Raw genomic sequence first — 22,484 nt, 5'->3', positions numbered from 1 at the left:
ATATATTGATTCCATGGCTTTATGCCTCCCAATTTAAAACTATTAAATTTGTCTAAATATCTGCGGAATGTGGGTTGGATATCGGCAACAGTTTCTTGTACTTTAGCCGTTAGGAATTCGAGCGGATTCTGGCTAATTTCCATGTTGATCCAGCTTGCATCGTTAATGATTGAATTATTTTGACTATAACATTCCTCTTCAGTAAGTGTGATTTTTTACTGAATTGCTTCTACCTTCTAACTCCGGCTGTAAATTTAGAGCTTTTTTTTGATAAAATAAACCTTCATTGATTCGACCTTGCTCTTCCAAACTTTTGCCTAAATTCCAATAAGCGACGGCTAAATCTGGTTGAAGAACGATAGATTTTTGGTAGTAACTTATGGCCTCATCGAGCTGGCCTTGTTTGTAAAACATACTGCCCAAATTAACATAGGCTTCGACAAAATTAGGATCAAATTCGATCGCCTTGGAGTAGGCGCGAATTGCCGCGTCTATTTTGCCTTGGGCTTGCAGGATATTCCCTAGGGTTTTGTAGGCGGCAGGGAAATTGGGTTGCTGGCGAAGTGCTTGGTAACAGGATGCGATCGCCTCTGCATATTTCTGTTGCGTATAATAAATTTCTGCTATCTTGTTGAGTGCGATCGCACTATCCACTTGAATGGCTAGTAATTTTTGATATTGAGCGATCGCCTCCTCAAGTTTTCCTGATTTCTGAAGGCTATCGCCCGCTGACAAATACTGCTCTGCTAACTCGGAATTTGCGGTCATATATTTTAGTTTAACAGCCGACACTACTTTACCACAAGTGTTAGTTAGCAACTGCGATTTCTAGGGATATTCTGACTCTTTGATATTTTAAATTTGTTTTTGTACCAACATAGGAATTACGCAATCATTCCAGGTATGGGGGCAACCGGGCGTGGGTTTGGTCCCTACAAAACACTAGATCGGGCAACCGGGCGTGGGTTTTGCCCCTACAAAACACTATATATTGAGGCTGTGCGTAAGTCCTGCAACAGTTCGGACAGTTTTTGATTACTAACCGTAGAATAGAGGTGTCAGGGAACCCCGATTAAAGCAAGATAAAAGCCAGCAAAGTCCTGGACACACTCTTGACAATCTGAAACCCGGTTGCTCACTAGATTTATCGTTCCTGTTAGCAAAACTCATAGGAACTGGGTTTCTAAAACCCATGCGTCAGCCTTGAAACTGTCCGAAGCGTTGATAGATAAATTAGCTAAATGTTCGATCGCCCTAGCTGTTCAAAAATTGATTGAACGGGCGATCGAAAAAATTAAGGAGACAGTCGCCACACCTTAATCGTGTCGTCAAAACTGCCACTGATCAGAGTTTTGTCTTGAGGATTAAAAGCCAAATCCACCCAGGTAGAATGACCCTTCAGCGTACCCGCGATTTCGCCGGAACTCATGCGCCACAGCTTGATAGTCCCGCTCAAATCCGCGCTGGCGAGTTTGTCTCCGTCGGGACTGAAAGCCAAGGACTTAACCTTGTCGGAATGGCCGATCAAAGTCCGTAGCAGAGAACCGTTGGGCTGCCCGGAGTGATTATTTGCGCTGATATCCCACAGCTTCACCGTCTTGTCCCAACTGCCACTGGCGAGAGTTTGACCGTCCGGGCTGATGGCCAGAGACCAAACCGCCTCGGAATGACCCCAAAAAGTGTCTTTGAATTCTCCAGTCTGCCAGTTCCACAGGTTGATCTTACCGTCGCTGCTGCCGATCGCCAAAGTTTCTCGATCGGGACTGAAAGCCACCGACTGCACCTCGTCCAAAACCCCCTTGAGAGTTTGCAACTCGGCCCCGCCTTCGACTTGCCACAACTTCAAAGTTTTGTCCTTACCGACACTGGCCACAGTCCGGCTATCGGGACTGAAAACCACCGAGAACACGCCGTCTTGGTGTCCCTCCAAAGTCCGAATTAACTTGCCCGAATAGAAATTCCACAATTTAATCGTACCGTCAACGCCACCGCTGGCGATCGTCCTGCCGTCGGGACTGACTGCCACCGACCACACCGGCCCCAAATGTCCGGCTAAAACCTTGAGCAGCTTGCCGTGACGCTTGTGCAGCAGGTGAATTGTGCCGTCGTTATTCCCGCTGACAATCACGCGGCCCTGGGGAGCAACTGCTACCGCCCAAACCGGGTTTTTGTGTTGATCCGCCAGAGTCCGTACAGCCGGCCCTGACGGCGATGCCTCACCCCGGAAATTCTGCATGGGGGGCGGATTGAACCGAATTTCGGGAATGCTAGAAGCAGGCTCACCAGAAGTGAAAGCCTGCGGTGCAGGAGATGGCAAGCGAACACCCAGCACTACGGACAGCAGGGCAACCGTAGTTGCTCCCCACATGGCCAAAGTCCACTTGGGTTTGCTGAGAATCACGTCTACCGGTGCCGGGCCGTATTTCATGTCTGTGAGAATTGCCTCGGTCGAGCGATAGCGTTTTGATGGTTCTCGCTGCACCATTTTATCCAGAATGCGGCCGAGTCGCGCCGAAACTGGTACTTTCAAATAATGTCTCCAAGTCCAACTTTCGGCTTTGATGTCAAACAAATCAAAGGGCGACATTCCCGTTAACAAGTGAATGCAAGTGACGCCCAAACTGTAGATGTCGCTGCTCTTAATCGCTTGGCCTTTAATTTGTTCCGGGGCCGCGTATTCCGCAGAACCTGTCACCGTTTCGGTTTTGAGCGGCCCACTATTAGCCGGAATTGCCGCGCCGAAATCGACTAAAACTAGCCCAGAGGCACTTTCTTGGGACACTCCATGTAAATCCTCTTTCCCTGCCAAAGCTGGGGATGCTTGGGGAGTTTTCCGGTGAATAATATTGGACGGTTTGATATCTCGGTGAATCAGTTGATTTTCGTGAACAAATTGCAGGACTGGCAACAATTCGCTCAGCAGATACCAAATTTGAATTTCTTTAACAACACCTTTTTCTGAAAGCCGATCGGCTAAATTGCGGCCTTCGATGTATTCTTGGACTAAATACTGGCAGCCTTCGACTTCAAAAGATGCCAGCAGTTTCGGTATTTGCGGATGTTTGCCCAACTCGTCGAGAACTGACGCCGAGCCGCGAAATGTCCGGTTTTGCTGTGTGCCACCGTCTGCGGCTGCTGCTGAGCCGCAGAACTGTTGAATGACGCAGCGGGGTTGCGAAGGTTGGTCTTCATCGACTGCTAAGAAGGTGCGACAACTGAGACTTTGACCGAGGGTGTGAAAGACTCGGTAGCGGCCTTTTAGCAGCAAGTTCGACTCGCAACTTTTGCATACTGTCGCGCGATCGAGATTTTGGGGCTTCTGGCAATGGGGATTGATGCAGTAACTCATTTGTCTTTCCGCTGGAGACCCCCGTCCGACATTATTGCTGGTGGGGGAGGAAAGCGGGGCGGTGCGTGCCGCTTCCTGTGGACAAATTAAATAATTGGAATCTTTGCTTGATCATAATTGTTTCCCAGATTTTCGCCACAATTGCTGCCGTCGATCGCGCGTAAATAATTGCTGACTTTCCTGCGAGCGAGGTTTAATAGGTCGATCGTACCGAGCTCATTCGAGCGATCGGCGGGATTTGCTGTTACCGAATTACGTTATACTGTCATTGCGAATACTTTCAGTGCGATCGCAAGCATTGCCAAAGCTATCGCGAGGCATTGCCAAACATCGGCGATTCTTTGTTCTATGGAGTGAATCTAAAAGTTGAAATTTCCCATGTCAAATCGACTAAGCGATTAAAAATTAGGCAATTTTTGCCAAACTAACTATAGCGGTTCTCAGGAATGTAAGGTATTCTTCCAATGCCCAATGCCCCATGCCCAATGCCCGATGCCCAATGCCCAAGAACACCTCATGTTACTGAGAAAGGCTATACTAACTTTTAACTATTACTTATGCCCTTAATTCGCGTACCCAAACCTTGGGAAATTCTCGAACCCCAAATTACCCCAGAAACAGCCTTTCTCAACCGCCGCCGCTTCATGACAAACTTAATCGGCGCCGGCGTGACTGCTTCGCTGCTGCCACTGACCGGCTGCCAAAGCAATGCTAGCTCAAAAACTGCTCTGGATCAAAGCTCAACCCAAGCATATTCGGAATTGAGCCGGAATCCCGCCTTTGCGAAAGTCGATCGAGCGATTACCGACGAAGCCTTAGCTACAAAATACAACAATTTTTACGAATACGGCGGCACAAAATCAATTTGGCAAGCCGCTCAAGCTTTGCCAACAGAAAACTGGAAAGTTGAAGTAGGCGGTTTAGTAAAAAATCCCCGCACTTATGATATTGACGACCTCAACAAAAAATTTCCTATCGAAGAACGAGTTTATCGATTTCGCTGTGTAGAAGCCTGGGCGATGGTAGTTCCTTGGGTCGGATTTCCCATGAAATTACTGATGGCTGATGTCGAACCGCAATCGAAAGCTAAATTCGTTCGCTTCACCTCATTTTACGATCGCAAAATAACTCCCGGCCCCGGTTTAATGTCGCAATTTTATCCTTGGCCTTATACAGAAGGTCTGCGAATTGAAGAAATGGCGAACGATTTAGCATTTTTCGCCACAGGCTTGTATGGTCGAAGGCTACCAAAGCAAAATGGTGCGCCGCTGCGGCAAGTGATTCCTTGGAAATACGGTTTTAAGGGCGCAAAGTCGATCGTCAAAATTGAATTTGTCGAACAGCAGCCCGCCACTTTTTGGAATACAATCGGCCCCAACGAATACGCTTTTGAAGCAAATGTCGAGCCCGACAAACCGCACCCCAGATGGTCGCAGGCCAGCGAACGCATAGTCGGTCCCGGTAACAGTTGGTCGTGGGAAACTCGCCCAACTTTGCCCTACAACGGTTACGGCGAATATGTGGCGAGTTTGTACAGTTAATTAACTACGCGAGATGTAATTTGAGAAACAGGCTTTTCTGCTTCTCAAATTATTAATTTATCTCTTTTCTCTTTCTCTGCGCCCTCTGCGTTCTCTGCGGTTAATAAAAAAATTATTTTTTTCGGTTCAGCAAAATGAAATACAGGACACGGCATTGCCCTATCCCTACCCTATACCTTCACTTTGTTTTTAAATTTTACCTTAAATTTGAAGTCCATCGACTACAATAAAAATTGATGAATCTACCAAGGAATTGTTAAATGGTAACAACAACATCAACTCCCATCGAGCAGCAAACTACCCCAGAAAACCGAGTTATTTTAAAAGGTGTCAGTTGGTCAACTTTTAAAGCATTGGTGGCAGATGTTGGGGACGAGAGAGCTTGGAGAATTGCTTACGATGAAGGAGTATTAGAAATCAGGATGCCACTGGAAGAACACGAAGAACCCAAACGACTGATAGAAAGCTTTGTGGAAGCTATTGTAGATGAGCTGGAAATTGAACTTAGAAGTCTTGGTTCGCTGACTCTTGAACGAGAAGATTTAACTCGTGCTGTCGAACCTGATTCCTGTTTCTACATTCAAAATGAATCTTTAGTTAGAGGCAGAAATATCAATTTGCCAAATGACCCGCCGCCCGATTTAGCAATAGAGTCGGATTACACGAATTCTTCTGTTAATAAAGATTCCATATATGCTGCTCTTGGTGTTCCCGAACTGTGGAGGTATCGCCGAGAATCTCTGCAAGTTTATCAACTTGTAGATGGAAAATATGAAATGTGCGATCGGAGTTTAGCATTTCCCTTTTTACCAGTTGCTGAAATTCCCGGTTTCATAGAACAAAGCCGAACAATCGGACAGCGTGCTGCTGTGCGTTTGTTTCGGCAAAGAATTAGAGAAATTTTGCCAAATTAAAAATAACACTTACATCTCTCCTTAACTCTTTCTCTGTGCCCTCTGCGCCCTCTGCGGTAAAAAAACTCTTTATTGTTCGCAAAACTCTGCAACCCTCCGCCAAACTCGATCGCACAAATCTGGTGCGCTAACATCAAACCATTCAATTTGAGGATAGGCCCGAAACCAAGTCCCCTGTCTCTTCGCAAATTGCCGCGTGTGCAAAATTGTTAATTCTTTCGCTTCTTCAAGCTTAATCTCGCCAGCCAAATATTGTTTCATTTCCTGATAGCCCAGCGTGTTCAACAGTGGCAAGTCGCAGCCGTATTTTTTACACAAATATTCTACTTCCGCGATCCAACCGCGTTCTAGCATTTGTTCGGTGCGCTGTTTGATACGATCGACCAAAACATCGATCGCGCAATCCAACCCAATTTGTAAAATAGGATAATTGGGAGGATTTTCGCCCTGCTGTTCGGAGATAGGGCGACCGGTCGCATAAAATACTTCCAGTGCTCTTAAAGTTCTTACTGGGTCATTGAGGTGAATTTTCTCAGCGGCAGAGCGATCGACCTGCTGCAACATCGCGTAACATTGAGATTGTCCGAGTTCCGCAAGCTGCGATCGCAATTCGGGCATCGGTGCTACCCTCGGAATTTTTAAACCGCGCACGATCGATTTAATATATAAGCCCGTCCCTCCAACCAACAACAGGGGGGGAGACAGGGGAAAATCGACAGCAGCAATTAAATTTTGAGCTTGTTCCTGGTAATCTGCTAGTGTCAGAGTTTCTGTCGGATCGCAGATGTCAATTAAGTGATGCGGTACACAAGTGCGATCGACCGCCGTCGGTTTTGCGGTTCCGATGTCAAATTCGCGGTACACTTGACGAGAGTCCGCACTTAGAATCGAGGATTGCAGTCGCCCCGCCAAAGCCAAAGCCACTCCCGACTTCCCCGTCGCCGTCGCCCCGCAAATCGTAATTAATCTAGGCATAAGCTGTCGCAAATTTCCCTATAAAAACTCTCAAATCCTCTCCTCTCCATGCTTTCCCCTCTCTCCTACACTGATTCACCGCGATCTGCCAGGGCATTCCTCCAGCAATCTCAAAACTATTCCCATCCCTCCCCCCGATAAATTTCCCTTCAGAAAGCCCTAGCATCGCCTTTAACGGTTTTGTGCTATAATTTTAGGAGTTTTCCCATTTTAGAAGCTTTTGGGGCTTTAGGCCTCATTATTGGAGCTATTTTTGTATGACCAGCAGCTACAGCGCCGACCAGATTCAAGTTCTCGAAGGTCTCGAAGCAGTCCGTAAACGACCGGGGATGTACATCGGTACCACCGGCCCGCGAGGACTCCACCATCTAGTTTACGAGGTTGTGGACAATTCCATCGATGAGGCGCTGGCTGGCCACTGCACTCACATCGAGATTGACATCAACGCCGACGGTTCCGTTACCGTGACAGACGACGGCCGGGGTATTCCGACCGGCATCGTTGCCAAGACTGGCAAATCGGGAATAGAAACAGTAATGACTGTACTCCACGCCGGCGGTAAATTTGGCGGTGGTGGCTACAAGGTTTCTGGAGGATTGCACGGTGTAGGTATTTCTGTTGTTAACGCGCTGTCCGAGTGGGTAGAAGTGACAGTTTGGCGCGACCAAAAAGAACATTTACAGCGCTACGAAAGAGGCAATCCAGTTACTGAACTTACTGCCAAGCCCAACAAAGGCACTCGCACCGGCACTTCAGTTTCTTTCTTGCCAGATACTCAAATATTTAGCACTGGCATTGAATTTGATTACACTACACTCGCGGGGCGCTTGCGAGAATTGGGTTACTTGAATGCGGGCGTGAGAATTACGTTTAGCGACCACCGTTTGGAACTGCTCAAAAGTAGCGAACCGCGCATCGAAACATACTGTTACGAGGGCGGAATCAAGGAATATATCGCCTACATGAACCGCGAAAAGCAGCCTCTGCACGAAGAAGTGATCTACGTGCAAGGAGAACGCAACAACGTGCAGATAGAAGTGGCTTTGCAGTGGTGCGTCGATGCTTTTAGCGACAATGTTCTAGGTTTTGCTAACAACATTCGGACGATCGACGGTGGCACGCACTTAGAAGGTTTGAAGGCAGTTTTGACGCGGACGATGAATTCGATCGCCCGCAAGCGCAACAAAATCAAAGAAAACGAGCCCAACCTCGCCGGCGAAAACGTGCGCGAAGGTTTGACAGCAGTGATTTCGGTCAAAGTCCCAGATCCGGAATTTGAAGGTCAAACTAAAACCAAGCTAGGAAATACAGAAGTTCGGGGAATTGTCGATTCCTTGGTAGGCGAAGTATTGACAGAATATTTAGAGTTTCGCCCCCAAGTAGCCGACGCTATTTTGGAAAAAGCAATTCAGGCATTTAAGGCCGCTGAAGCCGCCCGCCGTGCCCGCGATTTAGTGCGCCGAAAATCAGTCTTAGAATCGTCTCCTTTGCCTGGAAAATTAGCGGACTGTAGCTCTAGAGACCCCGCCCTGTCTGAGATATACCTGGTCGAGGGGGATTCCGCGGGGGGCTGTTTTTTTTCATTTCAGGAAATAAAATTAGCTGACGGCACCACAAAAACTATCAAACAGATAGTTGACGAACAAGCAGAAGGTAAAGAACACTTTTGCTACACCATTCGCGAGAGTGGAAACATTGGGTTTGAGCGAATAACTAATGCTCGGATGACTAAAGCAAATGCTGAAGTTGTCAAACTGACATTAGACAATGGGGAGACAATAACTTGCACTCCCGACCATCCATTCATGTTGCGGGATGGCACTTACAAAGCAGCCGCCATGCTGACACCGGATGATTCATTAATGCCGTTCCACTGCAAGTTGTCGGAAAAAAACAAACAGGGTCAGGGACTTAACGGTTACGAAATGGTTTGGAATCCCAACAGTGATAAGTGGATTTACACCCATCTTTTAGCGGATTTCTACAACCTGAAACATGGCGTTTATCTCGCATCTGACGGCAATCACCGCCATCACGTTGACTTTAACAAACTCAACAACAATCCGACAAATATTCAGCGATTGCCTGCTGAGGAGCACTTGGCTCTTCACCGCGCGAACCTTGAGAAAACCTTGCACAGGCCCGATGTCATTGAAAAGAGCCGTCAAGCTCACATGACCGATGAATTTCGGGCGATGATGAAAGAGCGGATGCGGCAGCCTGAAACGCGACAAATTCTTTCGGAACAGGCGAAAGCTCAGTGGGAAGATGAAGAGTATAAAGCTTACATGATGAGCAAGTGGCGGGAGTTTTACGATAGTGATGAAACTTATCGCCAGCAAAATAATGAACTGCTGAACCAAGCGCAGCAAGAGTATTGGAGTAGTGAAGAAAACCGTTTGGCTCAGTCGGAACGGGTGAGTAATCATTTTGCTAACAATCCTGAAGCACGGGAGACTCATTCTCAACTTGCTAAAGAACAGTGGCAAGATGAGAATTTGTTGGAGTGGCGGCGCGAAAAAACTAAGGAACAGTGGACGCCGGAGTTTCGCCAGAAACGTAAAGCGACTTTGAAGGAAACTTATTACCGCCAGACGCTGGAAGCTTTGAAGACAGTCCACCTGAAAGAAGGTTGGATGAATGTAGATGCTTACAATCTTTATCGCCGCATGAAGGGTGATAAGACTTTGTTGAAGTTTGAGACGTTTTGCGATCGCTACTTTAATGGTGATGAAGTATATGCTCGCCAAGCGGTTCGGAATTACAACCACCGCGTTGTGTCGATCGAACATTTGGAGGAACGCTACGATGTTTACGACATCGAAGTGCCCAACAGTCACAACTTTGCATTAGCTGCGGGAATTTTTGTCCACAACAGTGCCAAACAAGGGCGCGATCGCCAATTCCAAGCAATCCTGCCTTTGCGCGGTAAAATTCTCAACATTGAGAAAACCGACGACGCCAAAATCTACAAAAATAACGAAATTCAATCGTTAATTACAGCCCTGGGTTTGGGCATCAAAGGCGAAGAATTCGATCCGGGTCAATTGCGGTATCACCACATCGTAATTATGACTGACGCTGACGTAGATGGTGCTCACATCCGCACGCTGTTGCTGACTTTCTTCTACCGCTATCAGCGGGCACTTGTAGAACAAGGTTACATCTATATTGCTTGTCCTCCTCTCTATAAAGTGGAACGGGGACGCAATCATTACTACTGTTACAGCGATCGCGAAATGAACAATCTCGTCCGCAATGAATTTCCGGCGAATGCTAATTACACGATCCAGCGGTTCAAAGGTTTGGGCGAAATGATGCCGACACAGTTGTGGGATACAACGATGAACCCAGAAACTCGGACGCTGAAACGGGTGGAGATTGAAGACGCTGCTGAGGCCGATCGCATCTTTACGATCTTAATGGGCGATCGTGTCGCCCCCCGCCGCGAATTCATTGAAACCTACGGCCCCAAACTCAACCTCCTCGACTTGGACATCTAAATTAGCCAGTAGTCAGTAGTCATTAGTCAGTAGTCATTAGTCATTAGTCATTAGTCATTAGTCATTCGCTAACAGCCAATGACTAAGGACTAATGACTAAACTGCTTGTGCCTTCTACCTTCGGAGGCCTTCTGCGGAGTCTAGGTTTTGTTATAAAAATTAATACAATCTCTCATCAAATCGATCTAAGGTAAATGCTTAGGTAAATTTTAGATTTTTGGCGCATCCATCAGCTACCACAAAAATAGAAGGTTGGACAGTATAGCATGAGCATCAATTTAGCGACCAAATTGCGTGAGGGAACGAAAAAGTCCCACACAATGGCAGAAAACGTCGGTTTTGTCAAGTGTTTTTTAAAAGGCGTTGTAGAAAAAACTTCTTACCGGAAGTTAGTAGGAAACCTCTACTTTGTCTACTCGGCAATGGAAGAGGAAATGGAACGCCAAAAGCAGCATCCGGTTGTTTCAAAAATTTACTTTTCTGAGTTGAATCGCAAACACAGCTTAGAGCAAGATTTATTTTACTACTACGGTGCGAATTGGCGCGAACAAGTAGCTCCGTCAGCAGCAGCTAAAGCTTATGTGGAGCGAATTCGCGAGATTTCGGCGATCGCGCCGGAACTGTTAGTAGCTCACTCTTACACTCGCTACCTTGGCGATTTATCCGGCGGACAAATCCTGAAGGGAATTGCCCAACGCGGGATGAATCTTTCCGAGGGAGAAGGCACTGCTTTCTATGAATTCCAGGATATTCCTGATGAAAAAGAATTCAAGGGTAAGTACCGTCAGGCAATGAATGAACTGCCGATTGACGAAGCAACAGCAGAGCGAATTGTTGACGAAGCTAATGCAGCTTTTGGCATGAACATGAAGATGTTCATGGAGTTAGAAGGCAATTTGATTAAAGCAGTTGGTCAGATGCTTTTCAATACCCTGACACGGAAGCGCGGTGGTGCCAGTACCGAATTGGCTACTGCTGATTGAGTTAAAGCTCACTGGGGATAATTTGAGCCTCGTTTAAGAGGAAAAACTTAAATCCTGGGGGTTTGATGGCTGCTTTTACAGTCACCAAATCTCCGGGATTTTGCATGGTGTTTGAATTGCGGGCGATCGACTTTTTAACTCATATCGTTTCCGGTTGTATCGGAATGATTTAACCGCAGAGGTCGCAGAGAACGCAGAGGGAGAGAATACAGAGAGGAATAATTCCGATGCTACCGGATTTGATATCACAATTCAACACTATCACCTTCCCACGCCGCGATCGGGAGGCTCCTCGTCCGGGACAGGCAAAGAACTGGGCCTTACCTGCCCCTCCAAATACTTGCTCAAAGCGTAAGCGATATCTCCACGAGTCATCGGCTTCAAAGGATTAATCTTATTAGTTGCCAGCTCAACATTAACAAACCCTTCATAAAGTGCAGTAGCCAAAGACTTTCTAGCCCAATTAGGAATTTCGCCTGCATCTGGATACTTAGCTAAAATTTCGGAAATGCTGGGTTCGGGAAACTGAAAAACCCCGTAAGCTTGAGCAAAAATCGCCAAAGCTTCAGCGCGAGTCACCCTTTGATTGGGGAAAAACATTCCGTCGCGATATCCACTCATCGTTCCCGTTTTCAAAACAGTTTGAATCGCACTGTAAGCCCAGTAACTCTTCGGTACGTCCGGCAATTCCCTATCCGGTTTCTGAGCGGTTTTCCGGCGTTCCAAACCAAAAGTTTTCACTAAAATCACCGCCAAATCGGCGCGACTGACAAGGCCATCAGCATTAAAATTACCACTAGCATCTTTATTCATCAATCCGGCACTCACAACCCGATCGATCGGGTCAATTATTTGTTGAGATTGAACCGCCATTGGGACTCCTTGCATTAGCGCGATCGCCAAAAAAATACTCACTAACATTTTCACGATTTTAATCCTTTCTGTCGCTAAAACCATCATGAAAACAGCAGTAATATTTTTTAGGGTTCCATCGGTATTATTCGGTGGTTTCGGCGGTGCGCGAGATTTGGGGATTATATATTAAAATCAAAGATTGGCTTCCGGCAAAGCGCCCTGCATTTTACCCAGCCAATCAATCAAATTATCCAATTGCTTTTGGGCCGTCAAAACCGCCATACCTCGAATAGTAACCTTCCCCTTGCTGTAGACAAAACGAGAGCGCAAATGTTCCGGCAAATTAGCCTTGAGCAAATTCCAAGCAGGCTCTTCCATCGTAGTTTCCAAAACTATGTTCTGCTTATTCTCCGGTTTGATCCGAGAAAAACCGATTTTTTTAGCGATTTGTTTGAGTTCGACCACACGGATAAGTTGTTGGGCTGGCAGAGGAATTGGCCCATAACGATCGCACCAATCAACCTGAATCTGCTGTAACTCTTCTGGAGTATTAGCAGAAGCCACAGACCGGTAAGCGCTCATCTTTTGATCCAAATCTGCGATGTAATCTGCAGGAATAAACGCCGTCAAAGTTAGGTCAATTTGCGCGTCCTCAACTTTCGGAATTTCCTGACCCTTAATTTCCCGAATAGCCTCCTCTAACATTTCAGCATACAAATCAAAACCGATCGCCTCCATTTGACCAGATTGTTCAGTACCCAAAACATCACCCGAACCGCGAATTTCCATATCTCGGACAGCCAACTGATAGCCCGAACCCAACTGGGCAAACTCTTGAATAGCCCGCAGCCGCTGCCTTGCAGCATCAGACAGTTGGTTCTGCTTCGGATAAAACAGCCAAGCGTGAGCTTGAATCCCCGCGCGTCCCACCCGTCCCCGCAACTGGTAAAGCTGACCCAAACCAAACTTCTGCGCGTCTTCAATTAAAATTGTATTGACTCGCGGAATATCCAAACCCGACTCAATAATCGTCGTGCACACCAAAATATCAAACTCCGCCGCACTGAAAGTCAGCATGATGGATTCTAATTCCGAAGCCTCCATTTGACCGTGGGCGATCGCAATTCTGGCAGACGGAACCATCTCCTGCAACTGAACTGCCAACTCATCAATCCCCTCAATCCGCGGCACCACGTAAAAAACCTGACCGCCCCTGTCTAATTCTTGACGAATTGCCGATCGCACCACTTCCGGGTTATAGGGAGCCAAATGCGTCTGAATCGGGCGCCTGGAAGGAGGCGGAGTCGAAATCAAACTCATCTCGCGAATCCCCGACAGCGACATATACAAAGTCCGGGGAATCGGCGTTGCTGTCAGAGTTAGAACATCTACCTCTGTTTTGAGAGATTTAATTGCTTCCTTTTGCTTAACCCCAAACCGCTGTTCTTCATCCACCACCAACAAGCCCAAATCCCGAAATTTAATCGCTTTGCTCAAAACAGCTTGAGTACCGACAATCACATCTAATTCCCCAGTCGCCAAACGCTTGTGAATCTCCCGGCGCTCGGTTTCAGTGCGAAAGCGATTCAGCAAACCAACTTCGATCGGATAAGGGGAAAAACGCTCCGAGAGCGTGTGATAGTGCTGTTGGGTCAAAATCGTCGTCGGAGCGAGCAAAGCCACCTGCTTGCCCGCCGTAACCGCCTTAAAAATCGCTCTCAGAGCCACTTCTGTCTTACCAAAACCGACATCGCCGCACACCAAGCGATCCATCGGTCGATCGCCCTCCATATCGCGTTTCACATCTTGAGTTGCCTTCAACTGATCCGGCGTCGGCTGGTAAGGAAAAGAATCCTCTAATTCTTGTTGCCAAGGCATATCAGGAGGAAAAGCGTAACCTGTTTGTTGAGCTCTTTTAGCATAAAGATTCAACAAATCTACCGCTAATTTCTTAACAGCTTTGCGAACCTTGGTTTTAGTTTTTTCCCAAGTTTGACCTGTCAGCTTGTTTAAATCCGGTACTTTATCGGCTACAGTCCGAAACCGCGACAAAGCGCCCAATTGATCTGCCGCCACCCTCAGAGTACCGTCAGCGTATTGAATCAATAAATATTCGCGAGTTTCCCGATCAATCGTCAAACGTTCCAACTTGATAAATTTACCCACTCCATGCTGGCGGTGAACCACATAATCACCAGGGCTTAATTTATTCGGGTCTACTTGCTTAGAAGCAGCACGGCGGCGCTTGCGGACGTAGCTAAAAGTAGCGAGAGAATGCTGACCGTAAAATTCCCGATCGGTAATTAACACAATCCGAAAAGTCGGCAGAATAAAACCTTCCAATTCTGCCAGCCCGCTGTACTTCAAAGCAACCGGAACGTGCTGCAATTGCAACTTATCGATCGCCAAATAATCACGCGGATTTACCACAAACTGAGCCGGACAGTCGTGTTCCGAGAGCAAAGAAACAGAACGGCTGGGTTGAGCCGAAACCAGGAAAATAGTAAAACCCCGATCGCGCTCTTCCCTGAGCATTTGAGACAGCTTAGCAAATTGGTGAGGCATCACCGGCACAGGGCGAGAAGCCAAATTAATCGCAGACGGTAGCTGGTCGCCCTCCGCAGAGCTTTGAAGTTTTTTCGCCGTAGAATCTTCGGCTAATTCAGAAAGTTCTAGCCGCTCGAAAGCTGCGACATCTGCCATAGATTCAGCAAAAGTGCGGTGAATTTTCGGAACTTTCAAATGAGAAATTGGCAACTTTTCTGTTCCCGCCTCCGCAACAACAGATTCCCGCTCGCAATTTTTCCACTGTTGCTCTGCATTCTCAAACCAGCGGTCGCTGTGACCTTCGCACCCTTGTGGTTCGTCAATAACAACTAAAGTATTTTCTGGCAAATAATCCAACAAAGATGCGGGTTTTTCAAACGCTAAACCCAACAGCCTGCGGACAAATTTTTCGGTTTCATTTTCTGGGTCAACAGAGCCTAGATGGTTGATTTCGTCAACCTTTTTTTCAGATAAAACTGCTTTAATAATTGTGTTAAAATTAGTGGGAGTTAAAACTAATCGATCGACCTTATCGAGCGATCGCTGGGAAGACGGATCAAACTCTCGAATTTGCTCCAAATCATCCCCAAACCACTCCAGCCGCACTGGCAACTCCGCCGCTACCGGAAATACATCGACAATATCACCCCGGCGACTCCACTGGCCCTCCATTTCTACCAGAGTCACTCGATCGTACCCCATCGACACCAGTTGACGATCCAGTATCTTCGAGTCTTGAACCGCACCTCGCTTCAGCGTCAGACAGTAGGGTTCAAAAGCAGCAGGTGGCGGCAAGTGAGACTGGAGAGCTCTTTCGGTAGCTACAATCGCGATCGGCTTAGAATTAGCGTTTGTTTCTCGTTTCTCGACCAAATCCGCCAGCACCTGCATTTGCCCCCACGTCATTTCGTTCTCGTCGGAGTAAGATAGCTCGTAGGGTGAAGCCTCCGAAGTCGGGTAAAAATGTACGGTTTGCCAGCCCATCGCCTCTAAAGAGGCAACCCAGCGGCCGGCTTCTTCTAAAGTAGCCGTTACTGCCAATAAGTTTCGCCCCTCTTGCTGTGCGAGGGCGGAAGCTACCAAACTTTTAGGCAACCGGGCGATGCCGGACAGTTGCAAGCAGCGATGGCGCTTGAGCTTGTTGAGGAGTTCTGTTGCTAGGGGCGATCGCCCCAGGGTACGAATTATTGAAGAGAAAGTCATGCGCTTTTAATTTTAATCCCCGATCGGCGAAGGCTCTTTCCCTTTGCCTGTTAAGGAGATTGTACGACAAACATCCATGATTGTGCCGCTCTGCTGTTGACGCCTGGGAACTTAACTGGAGATAGATTTCTGCTTTAATGTGTCGATCCAGCGATCGGGATCGAGCCCGGGACGTTAATCTAGTGACAGGTTTAGAAAAAATTTCGATTTTGCGATCGAGATTCGCAGCTTCCAGACCTCTCCTGTGACTGCACCCAAAGACGGATACCCTGCCACGTACTCAAGTTGTGAAGATCGAAGAATTTTAGACATTAGGGAAATCCCCCAGATACTGGCGGCGTCGTCAATCTAAAATCTAAAATCTAAAATCTAAAATCGACTAACCGGGCACAGCGCTTTGCCGTTACTACCGAAAATTTTAGAAATGTCCCCAAGTACCGATATTCTGATTGTTCTCCTGCTGGTTTTCCTCAATGGCTTATTTGTGATGTCAGAGATGGCCATCATCTCTGTACGGAAGGTGAGACTGCAACAGATGGCCAACCAAGGTTCGATCAATGCCCGCGTAGCTTTGGATCTGGCTAATGCCCCCAATCAGTTCTTGCCGACAGTTCAAATCGGGATTACGATGCTGGCCATTCTGTCGGGCGCTTTCGGAGAAACGACGATTTCTAGAAGGGTAGAGCCTTTGTTGCGCCTGATCCCTGCCCTTGCGCCCTACTCTCAGACGATCGCCTCAGTAGTAGCAGTTTTAACGATCACTTATCTGACCCTAATTATCGGCGAACTTGTGCCGAAGCGGCTAGCGCTCAACAACCCGGAGCCCATCGCCTCAAGCGTAGCAATTCCCATGCGAATGCTCTCAAAAATTGGCGCTCCTGCGGTTTATCTGTTAAGTCATTCCACTGACTTAGTAATGCGGATCATGGGGATTGTGCCTTCAACAGAACCGCAAGTTACAGAGGAAGAAATTAAAGTTTTAATCGAGCAAGGAACAGAAGCCGGAACCTTTGAAGAAGCCGAACAAGATATGGTGGAAAGAGTGTTTCGTTTGGGCGATCGGCGAGTCAGCGCCTTAATGACCCCGCGTCCCGATCTTACCTGGCTCGACCTCGACGACTCAGTGGAAGAAAACCGCCAAAAAATGCTCGGCAGTGGTCATTCTCGGTTTCCCGTTTGTCAGGGAGGGCTCGACAACGTTGTCGGTTTAGTACACGTTACTGATATGCTGTCTCGGACTTTAACTGGTCAACCCCTAGATTTAAGCGCTTCTTTACGACGACCGTTATTTGTACCGGAAAGCACGCGGGGTTTAAAAGTATTAGAACTTTTCAAACAATCTAGCAATCAAATTGCCTTGGTAGTAGATGAATACGGGGTAATTCAAGGATTGGTTACAGTCAACGACATTTTGGTCGAACTCGTTGGCGACTTTCCCTCAATAGAAGATGCTGACGAGCCGGAAGCCGTGCAGCGCGAAGACGGTTCTTGGCTGTTAGACGGAATGCTAGCAGTTGAAGATTTTTTTGAGCTGTTTGGAATCGAAGAGTCAGCAGAACACAAAGGAAGTTACCACACAATGGGCGGTTTTGTGATTACAAATTTGGGCAAAATTCCCACAGCAGCAGAGCATTTTGAGTGGAACGGTTTGCGCGTGGAAGTAGTGGATATGGACGGGAATCGAGTTGATAAAATCTTGGTAATGCCGATCGACTCAGCGGGCGATCGACCTAAAACCGAACCAAAAACCTAAAACTAAAAACCATGTAATTTTAATCCATCGACATAATACCCGTAGGGGCGGGTTCACCAACCATCATCGCCGGAAACAAACAATCTCAAAAACCCGCCCCCACCCAACGATAAATCATCACCTACATTTAGGAATTAAATATAAATATCAGGTTGATGTGAATTATTGGTGAGTGGGGCGGGTTTTTATATATTGTTGGTTATCGTTATATATTGTTGGTGAACCCGCCCCTACGAGTTCGCAAATTGTACAATAACGAATCAACCAGACATAATATCACTTCTTCTTTTTTATTTCATCTTTCCGCAAAGATTCCAGAATAGAACGGCCCACATAATTGCTGAAAACTACCTCTCCAGCTTGATTGTAGTGGCAGCAGCTATCTACATAAACAGCATCTTTTGTCTTGTCAAAAACATTGACAGCATTCACTAGAGTGATATTATTTTTTTCTAAATTAGGAAACTTTTTGAAAAGAGCCGGATATCCAATTTGCACAGCTTTAGCATAAGGAGTATCCTTGTTAAAAGCAATCTGCTTTTCGGCTTCACCAAACACCCTTTTCGTCTGATAATATTGATTAGGCTGAAGAACATGAAAATAAGGCACCTTACTAGCAGACAGCACTTTTTGCATAAAAATTGAACTTTTCGCCCAATTCTGGGCCATTTGTTCAAAAGCAGCATCATCTTTTATAACAGAATTGTTAAGATTGATATAAATCACGCTGCCGCCGTCATCTTTTTTTTGTTTAGTCCGTTCTTTTTCAAACTTAATAACATCGGTTTTATAGTTATTAACTAGATTTTGAACGTAAACAGAAGTCAAAGCATCGCACGCAGCTAAAGAACAGTTTTGCAAACGTTCCAAACCCTGACTAATCCTAGCTTTATTTTCTTGGATTCTGATAGTTGCTTTCATCGCTTTGGTAGAAAGGCTATTATTCGCCAAGCTAGTCAACGGCAAAATATGCTGAATGCTTGGCATCGCCAAATCGACTTGATTTTTATTGTTTAAGTTAGAAAGTGCTACTTCATTAAAACCATCTATATTGACGACCAGATCCAGTTCTTGCCCTAAAGCCAAAAAATAGTTTAAAATCAATAATTGCTGGGGTTGTTTGTAGCCACCGGTAGCAAAAGACAAAATTACAAATTCTTTATCTTTCAAACCCGGAAGCTGCTTGAGGTATTGAGGTAAAATTTTGTTTTGAACTTCAAATATTCCATAATTAGAAGCCACAGAACCGCCAAAAACTCCGATAATAAATTGATTGGGTTTAGTCTTTTTGAAAGGGTAATCGTAAGGTGAGAGAAACCCATAGTTGTTATTTTTAAAACCGGGGCGAAAGTCAGGGCCTGGTTTCTGAATGAACCCAAAAAAAGGATGAAATCTTTCGACTATAGACTCATTGAGTCGCACTCCTTCTAAATTAATTCCCAAGGCAGATTTATCTTGCGTCTTTTCTCTCGTATAGAAAAATTGCTTGTGCTTGACAAAATACCATGCCAGGGAGCCAAGTTCCAGGAAAACCAGTAAAAGCACTAAATTAATCAAAGTTATCTTGAGGAATTCTTGCCCTTTTTTGAGAAATTTTAAATCTTTCATAAACCTCTATTTCGACTCTCTTACTACTTTAATAATGGAACTAGAAACATAGTTTGCCAATACTTCGTCTCCGACTGAATTATAGTGGCAGCAGGCATCTTTGTAAACCGTCTCTTTTGTATTGTCTAAAATATTCACTGCGCTAAAAACATTAACCCCAGCTTTTTGCAAATCATCGACTTTGGACAACAATACCGGATAACCTTTTTTCACACCTTCAATGTAAGGACTCTTGTTGTCGATCGCGATTTCGTTTTCCTTGGCGGTAAACGCTCGCTTAGTGGGATAATACTGGTTGGGCTGGATAAAGTGAAAATACTTAATCTTTCTACTTGATAAAATTTGATTCATCCCGATCGACGATTCATACCACATCGATGCCATTTTGTCAAAAGCAGCGGCCTCCTGCAAAACAGAGTCAGCTTTGGGAATGTACACTATACTGCTATTTGCCGTGTCTGGGTTGGATGGTTTGACTTGCGAATCGTACTTGACAACGGCTTGCTGGTAATTGTTGACTAATTGTTTCACCTGTAGCGAGGTGACAGCGTGACACAAAGCAAGTTGACAAGTTGGTAATTTGTCAATACCTGCTTTCAACTGTTTTTTGTTTTCGTTAATTTGCACGATCGAGCTCATCGCTTCCGGTGACAAGTTGTTGTTGGCTAAACCAGTCAGAGGCTGTATGTGCTGAACGCTGGGCATTCCTATTTCTACTTGGGCTTTGTTGTTTAAATTTGACAGTGCTACTTCGTTAAAACCGTCAATATTAATGACTAAATCTAACTCTTGACCCAAAGCCAAAAAGTAATTTAAAACTAATAATTGTTGGGGCTGTTTGTAGCCGCCGTTGCCAAAATTTAAAACAATAATTTCTTTGTTGGCAAATTCTGGATAAGTCTTCAATTTGTTAGACAATCTGCGATTGACGTATTCATCAACTGCAAAATTATTTGCAACTGAACCGCCAAAAACTCCGATAATAACTTGATTTTTATTGGTTTTAACAAAGGGATATTCGTATAGTGAAAAAAAGCCTTGTTTGTTGACTTTTAACTTTAATTTTTCATTGGTGAAAGCACCTTGTTTGAGTACATAGCCAAAAAGTGGGTGCAGTCTTTCTACGATAGATTCATCAAGTCTAATGCCGCTCCTTTCAATATCTTCTACTACTTTTTCTTTGGCTTTAGTTCGGGTATAAAAAAATTGTTTTTGATTGATAAAATAAAAAGCTAGCGATAAAGCTTCCAGACAAATAAAGGCGATCGCCAAATTAACCGCGATTATAATTAATATGTTTTTGCTTTTTTTTAGCGCCGTTGAATCTTTCATGAAATTTGACTGATTACGGTTGTTTTTTGGGTACTTGAGACTGCTTCAAATTTTCGCACAAATTTCGGTTAATCAGGATACTAGCCAGCCGATGTCCGAGTTCATTCCAGTGACCTCCACAGGGTACAGAATTATCAAAACCGTGGGCGCAGACTTGATATTTTTCCGTGTAACCTTGGATCTGTTCGGATAAATTTAGTACCCGAAAACCCTCGCGCGCGCCCAATTTTTCCAGCCGCCTATCGGGATAAAACAAATCCTGAATGTTGTTTTTTTTCATAAAATCTTTTCGCCGATCGGCCTCCGGTCTAACTTGCATCGGATCGCCGATTGTCACCACCAAAAAATCAGCATTTTTCTGCACGACTTCATTCCGCATCGTCACAATCAAACCCTCTGTCACCCTCCAAGCCTCTTCCCAAGCTGCATTCTCAGGTTCCTTGAGGTTTTTGGTACTTAAAGTGGTAAAATCCTCAGATAACTCGCGCTTTTTCCTTTCTAAGTCTACTTTTTTAATAACCTGCAAAATGCGCGAATTTTTGACGATCAAACGGGGCATTCGGTCTACAAAGGAAACTGCTCTTTCGTTGCGATCGATCGGCGGCAGATTGCGAAAAGACATATCCGGTACTAACTTGCCGCTAGCATCATAAGCAAAAAATGGTCGGTAAAGGTCATATTCCAATTTCGGCGAATTATTAATCACATCATTGCCAATAAAAAAAGCAAGAATTACAATATCAGGATTGTAATCCCACACTTTTTTTCGCAGCATTATCAATTCTTGAGCAGTACCGTAACCCTGCACGCCGAAATTCATGACCTCAACATTTTTCCGTCCCTTAACAGCTTCGCAGTTGCCTAACTTTCGTTCCAATTTTGACCAGAAAGTTTGTTCGACAGGTACCTGAATTGCTTCGGTGAAAGAATCGCCCAAAACCGCAACGCGCAAAGTATTTGGAGGTTTTGCTTTGGTATGTTCACGATGATCGCGCAAACCCTCGCTATTCACCTGCACAAAACTCGCACCTTCCCCATTCCACTCGCCCGACACACCAGGTTTCAGCTTCCAGCCCAAATTCGGATCGGAAGTGTGAAAACGAGTTGGCGCCGAGTCTGCGAAATCTCCTATTTTTGGATAGCCCTCAACTTTAGCAACTCGCAATCCAATTTCACCAATTACCACCCCCATCAATAAACCGCCGAGTGTCAAACCCAAATTGACACCCAAATCTTTCAACTTGCTCATTATTTCAAAACAGCGTGTAAATAAATGGAGCAATCACAGAACCCTGACTCAATACAATCAAAGCTCCCAAAAAGACTAAAGTCACAATGAGCGGCAACAGCCAATACTTTTGGCGTTCTTTCATAAACGCCCACAAATCTTTGAGAAAATCTAAAGTTGCTTCAAACACTTAAAAAGGACGCTCCATACTAACTTTTGTTCTTGCTTTACTGGGGACGCGGTAAGTATCCATTTTCGGATTTAGTTTGCGCCGCATGGCATCTTCGCCGAAAATGTTTTTGATCACTCCCATCGGCCAAACTATCAGGTAAAAAACTATCCCTAGGACGATCGGCGTTTCGATTTTGTTAAGAATAATTCCAAAGCGCATCCACCCGTGATAAACGGGATTAAGCGATTTCGGCGCAACCAATGCTAGCAGCACCAGAACTCCGCAGATTGCCCAAGGCCACCAAGGTAGAGAATGCCGCCGCAGTAAAGGTACTGCTAAACCGAACAGCACTCCAATCAAGCCGCCAATTAGCAGCCCGAAATCGCGCAAGCCTTTTTTGTCGAGTTTTTTAATTTCTTCGCTCATTAGAAATGGGGAATTTGGAATGGGGAATTGGTTATTAGTTATTAGTTATTCGTACCAACTAATAACTAATAACTAATGACTAATAACTAAGGACT

At 45.6% G+C, this 22,484-nt stretch carries 15 protein-coding genes; 5 read left to right on the top strand and 10 right to left on the bottom strand.

The features are described from left to right. Nucleotides 1-198: 198 nt before the first annotated feature. Both QUB11_RS20425 and QUB11_RS20420 read right to left on the bottom strand, forming a co-directional pair. Nucleotides 199-768, bottom strand: a complete 570-nt coding sequence (locus QUB11_RS20425; protein WP_333205756.1) for a tetratricopeptide repeat protein — start codon at nucleotides 766-768, stop codon at nucleotides 199-201. Between the two features lie 526 nt (nucleotides 769-1,294). Continuing rightward, on the bottom strand, nucleotides 1,295-3,349 hold the full coding sequence (locus QUB11_RS20420) for a serine/threonine-protein kinase (RefSeq protein ID WP_333205757.1): 2,055 nt from the start codon (nucleotides 3,347-3,349) through the stop codon (nucleotides 1,295-1,297). A gap of 557 nt (nucleotides 3,350-3,906) precedes the next feature. Between QUB11_RS20420 and msrP the strand changes: the two genes are divergently transcribed. Together msrP and QUB11_RS20410 are read left to right on the top strand one after the other, a co-directional pair. Next, nucleotides 3,907-4,890 carry a protein-methionine-sulfoxide reductase catalytic subunit MsrP gene (gene msrP, locus QUB11_RS20415; protein ID WP_333205758.1) on the top strand — a complete coding sequence of 328 codons (984 nt, stop codon included), beginning with the start codon at nucleotides 3,907-3,909 and terminating at the stop codon, nucleotides 4,888-4,890. 260 nt (nucleotides 4,891-5,150) lie between these two features. Beyond that, a complete protein-coding gene (locus QUB11_RS20410; protein WP_333205759.1) occupies nucleotides 5,151-5,804 on the top strand; it encodes a Uma2 family endonuclease in 654 nt (217 codons plus the stop codon). Nucleotides 5,805-5,873: 69 nt separating this feature from the next. Here the strand turns inward: QUB11_RS20410 and miaA are convergent, their stop codons facing one another. Next, nucleotides 5,874-6,779: a tRNA (adenosine(37)-N6)-dimethylallyltransferase MiaA gene (gene miaA / locus QUB11_RS20405; protein WP_333205760.1), complete on the bottom strand. Its 906-nt coding sequence runs from the start codon at nucleotides 6,777-6,779 to the stop codon at nucleotides 5,874-5,876. A gap of 257 nt (nucleotides 6,780-7,036) precedes the next feature. Between miaA and gyrB the strand changes: the two genes are divergently transcribed. Further along, nucleotides 7,037-10,282 (top strand): DNA topoisomerase (ATP-hydrolyzing) subunit B, encoded by a 3,246-nt coding sequence (gene gyrB / locus QUB11_RS20400; RefSeq protein ID WP_333205761.1) that lies wholly within the window; start codon nucleotides 7,037-7,039, stop codon nucleotides 10,280-10,282. Nucleotides 10,283-10,548: 266 nt separating this feature from the next. After that, a complete protein-coding gene (locus QUB11_RS20395) occupies nucleotides 10,549-11,265 on the top strand; it encodes a heme oxygenase (biliverdin-producing) (protein WP_333205762.1) in 717 nt (238 codons plus the stop codon). 261 nt (nucleotides 11,266-11,526) lie between these two features. On the opposite strand, the gene QUB11_RS20390 is transcribed toward QUB11_RS20395, so the two are convergent. Continuing rightward, nucleotides 11,527-12,186 carry an S-layer homology domain-containing protein gene (locus tag QUB11_RS20390; RefSeq protein WP_333205790.1) on the bottom strand — a complete coding sequence of 220 codons (660 nt, stop codon included), beginning with the start codon at nucleotides 12,184-12,186 and terminating at the stop codon, nucleotides 11,527-11,529. A 126-nt stretch (nucleotides 12,187-12,312) separates the two neighbouring features. Next, the gene (gene mfd / locus QUB11_RS20385; RefSeq protein WP_333205763.1) at nucleotides 12,313-15,870 is read right to left on the bottom strand and encodes a transcription-repair coupling factor; all 3,558 of its coding nucleotides are present in this window, start codon (nucleotides 15,868-15,870) and stop codon (nucleotides 12,313-12,315) included. Between the two features lie 424 nt (nucleotides 15,871-16,294). Between mfd and QUB11_RS20380 the strand changes: the two genes are divergently transcribed. After that, the gene (locus QUB11_RS20380) at nucleotides 16,295-17,623 is read left to right on the top strand and encodes a hemolysin family protein (RefSeq protein WP_333205764.1); all 1,329 of its coding nucleotides are present in this window, start codon (nucleotides 16,295-16,297) and stop codon (nucleotides 17,621-17,623) included. A gap of 276 nt (nucleotides 17,624-17,899) precedes the next feature. Here QUB11_RS20380 and QUB11_RS20375 read toward each other — a convergent pair whose 3' ends face one another. The 5 genes from QUB11_RS20375 to QUB11_RS20355 are packed head-to-tail and all read right to left on the bottom strand — an operon-like array spanning nucleotide 17,900 to nucleotide 22,389. Continuing rightward, a complete protein-coding gene (locus QUB11_RS20375; protein ID WP_445300787.1) occupies nucleotides 17,900-19,231 on the bottom strand; it encodes a hypothetical protein in 1,332 nt (443 codons plus the stop codon). 6 nt (nucleotides 19,232-19,237) lie between these two features. After that, nucleotides 19,238-20,563 (bottom strand): hypothetical protein, encoded by a 1,326-nt coding sequence (locus QUB11_RS20370; RefSeq protein WP_333205766.1) that lies wholly within the window; start codon nucleotides 20,561-20,563, stop codon nucleotides 19,238-19,240. A gap of 13 nt (nucleotides 20,564-20,576) precedes the next feature. Beyond that, nucleotides 20,577-21,812 (bottom strand): SGNH/GDSL hydrolase family protein, encoded by a 1,236-nt coding sequence (locus QUB11_RS20365; RefSeq protein ID WP_333205767.1) that lies wholly within the window; start codon nucleotides 21,810-21,812, stop codon nucleotides 20,577-20,579. 4 nt (nucleotides 21,813-21,816) lie between these two features. Beyond that, nucleotides 21,817-21,981, bottom strand: coding sequence for a DUF5989 family protein (locus tag QUB11_RS20360; protein WP_190657062.1), 165 nt, complete (start codon nucleotides 21,979-21,981; stop codon nucleotides 21,817-21,819). Next, nucleotides 21,982-22,389 carry an SxtJ family membrane protein gene (locus QUB11_RS20355; protein WP_333205768.1) on the bottom strand — a complete coding sequence of 136 codons (408 nt, stop codon included), beginning with the start codon at nucleotides 22,387-22,389 and terminating at the stop codon, nucleotides 21,982-21,984. It abuts the gene before it with no gap. Nucleotides 22,390-22,484 lie beyond the last annotated feature (95 nt).

The sequence above is a fragment of the Microcoleus sp. B6-A1 genome (assembly GCF_036705085.1).
Lineage (GTDB): Bacteria > Cyanobacteriota > Cyanobacteriia > Cyanobacteriales > Microcoleaceae > Microcoleus.
Note: the sequence above shows the minus strand (reverse complement) of the source record. Positions and strands in the feature narration are given on the sequence as shown.

Bases quoted from the DNA above. Each gene is read 5' to 3' on its own strand.
- QUB11_RS20425 (WP_333205756.1), bottom strand. From the start codon at position 768: ATGACCGCAAATTCCGAGTTAGCAGAGCAGTATTTGTCAGCGGGCGAT.
- QUB11_RS20420 (WP_333205757.1), bottom strand. From the start codon at position 3,349: ATGAGTTACTGCATCAATCCCCATTGCCAGAAGCCCCAAAATCTCGAT.
- msrP (WP_333205758.1), top strand. From the start codon at position 3,907: ATGCCCTTAATTCGCGTACCCAAACCTTGGGAAATTCTCGAACCCCAA.
- QUB11_RS20410 (WP_333205759.1), top strand. From the start codon at position 5,151: ATGGTAACAACAACATCAACTCCCATCGAGCAGCAAACTACCCCAGAA.
- miaA (WP_333205760.1), bottom strand. From the start codon at position 6,779: ATGCCTAGATTAATTACGATTTGCGGGGCGACGGCGACGGGGAAGTCG.
- gyrB (WP_333205761.1), top strand. From the start codon at position 7,037: ATGACCAGCAGCTACAGCGCCGACCAGATTCAAGTTCTCGAAGGTCTC.
- QUB11_RS20395 (WP_333205762.1), top strand. From the start codon at position 10,549: ATGAGCATCAATTTAGCGACCAAATTGCGTGAGGGAACGAAAAAGTCC.
- QUB11_RS20390 (WP_333205790.1), bottom strand. From the start codon at position 12,186: ATGTTAGTGAGTATTTTTTTGGCGATCGCGCTAATGCAAGGAGTCCCA.
- mfd (WP_333205763.1), bottom strand. From the start codon at position 15,870: ATGACTTTCTCTTCAATAATTCGTACCCTGGGGCGATCGCCCCTAGCA.
- QUB11_RS20380 (WP_333205764.1), top strand. From the start codon at position 16,295: ATGTCCCCAAGTACCGATATTCTGATTGTTCTCCTGCTGGTTTTCCTC.
- QUB11_RS20375 (WP_445300787.1), bottom strand. From the start codon at position 19,231: ATGAAAGATTTAAAATTTCTCAAAAAAGGGCAAGAATTCCTCAAGATA.
- QUB11_RS20370 (WP_333205766.1), bottom strand. From the start codon at position 20,563: ATGAAAGATTCAACGGCGCTAAAAAAAAGCAAAAACATATTAATTATA.
- QUB11_RS20365 (WP_333205767.1), bottom strand. From the start codon at position 21,812: ATGAGCAAGTTGAAAGATTTGGGTGTCAATTTGGGTTTGACACTCGGC.
- QUB11_RS20355 (WP_333205768.1), bottom strand. From the start codon at position 22,389: ATGAGCGAAGAAATTAAAAAACTCGACAAAAAAGGCTTGCGCGATTTC.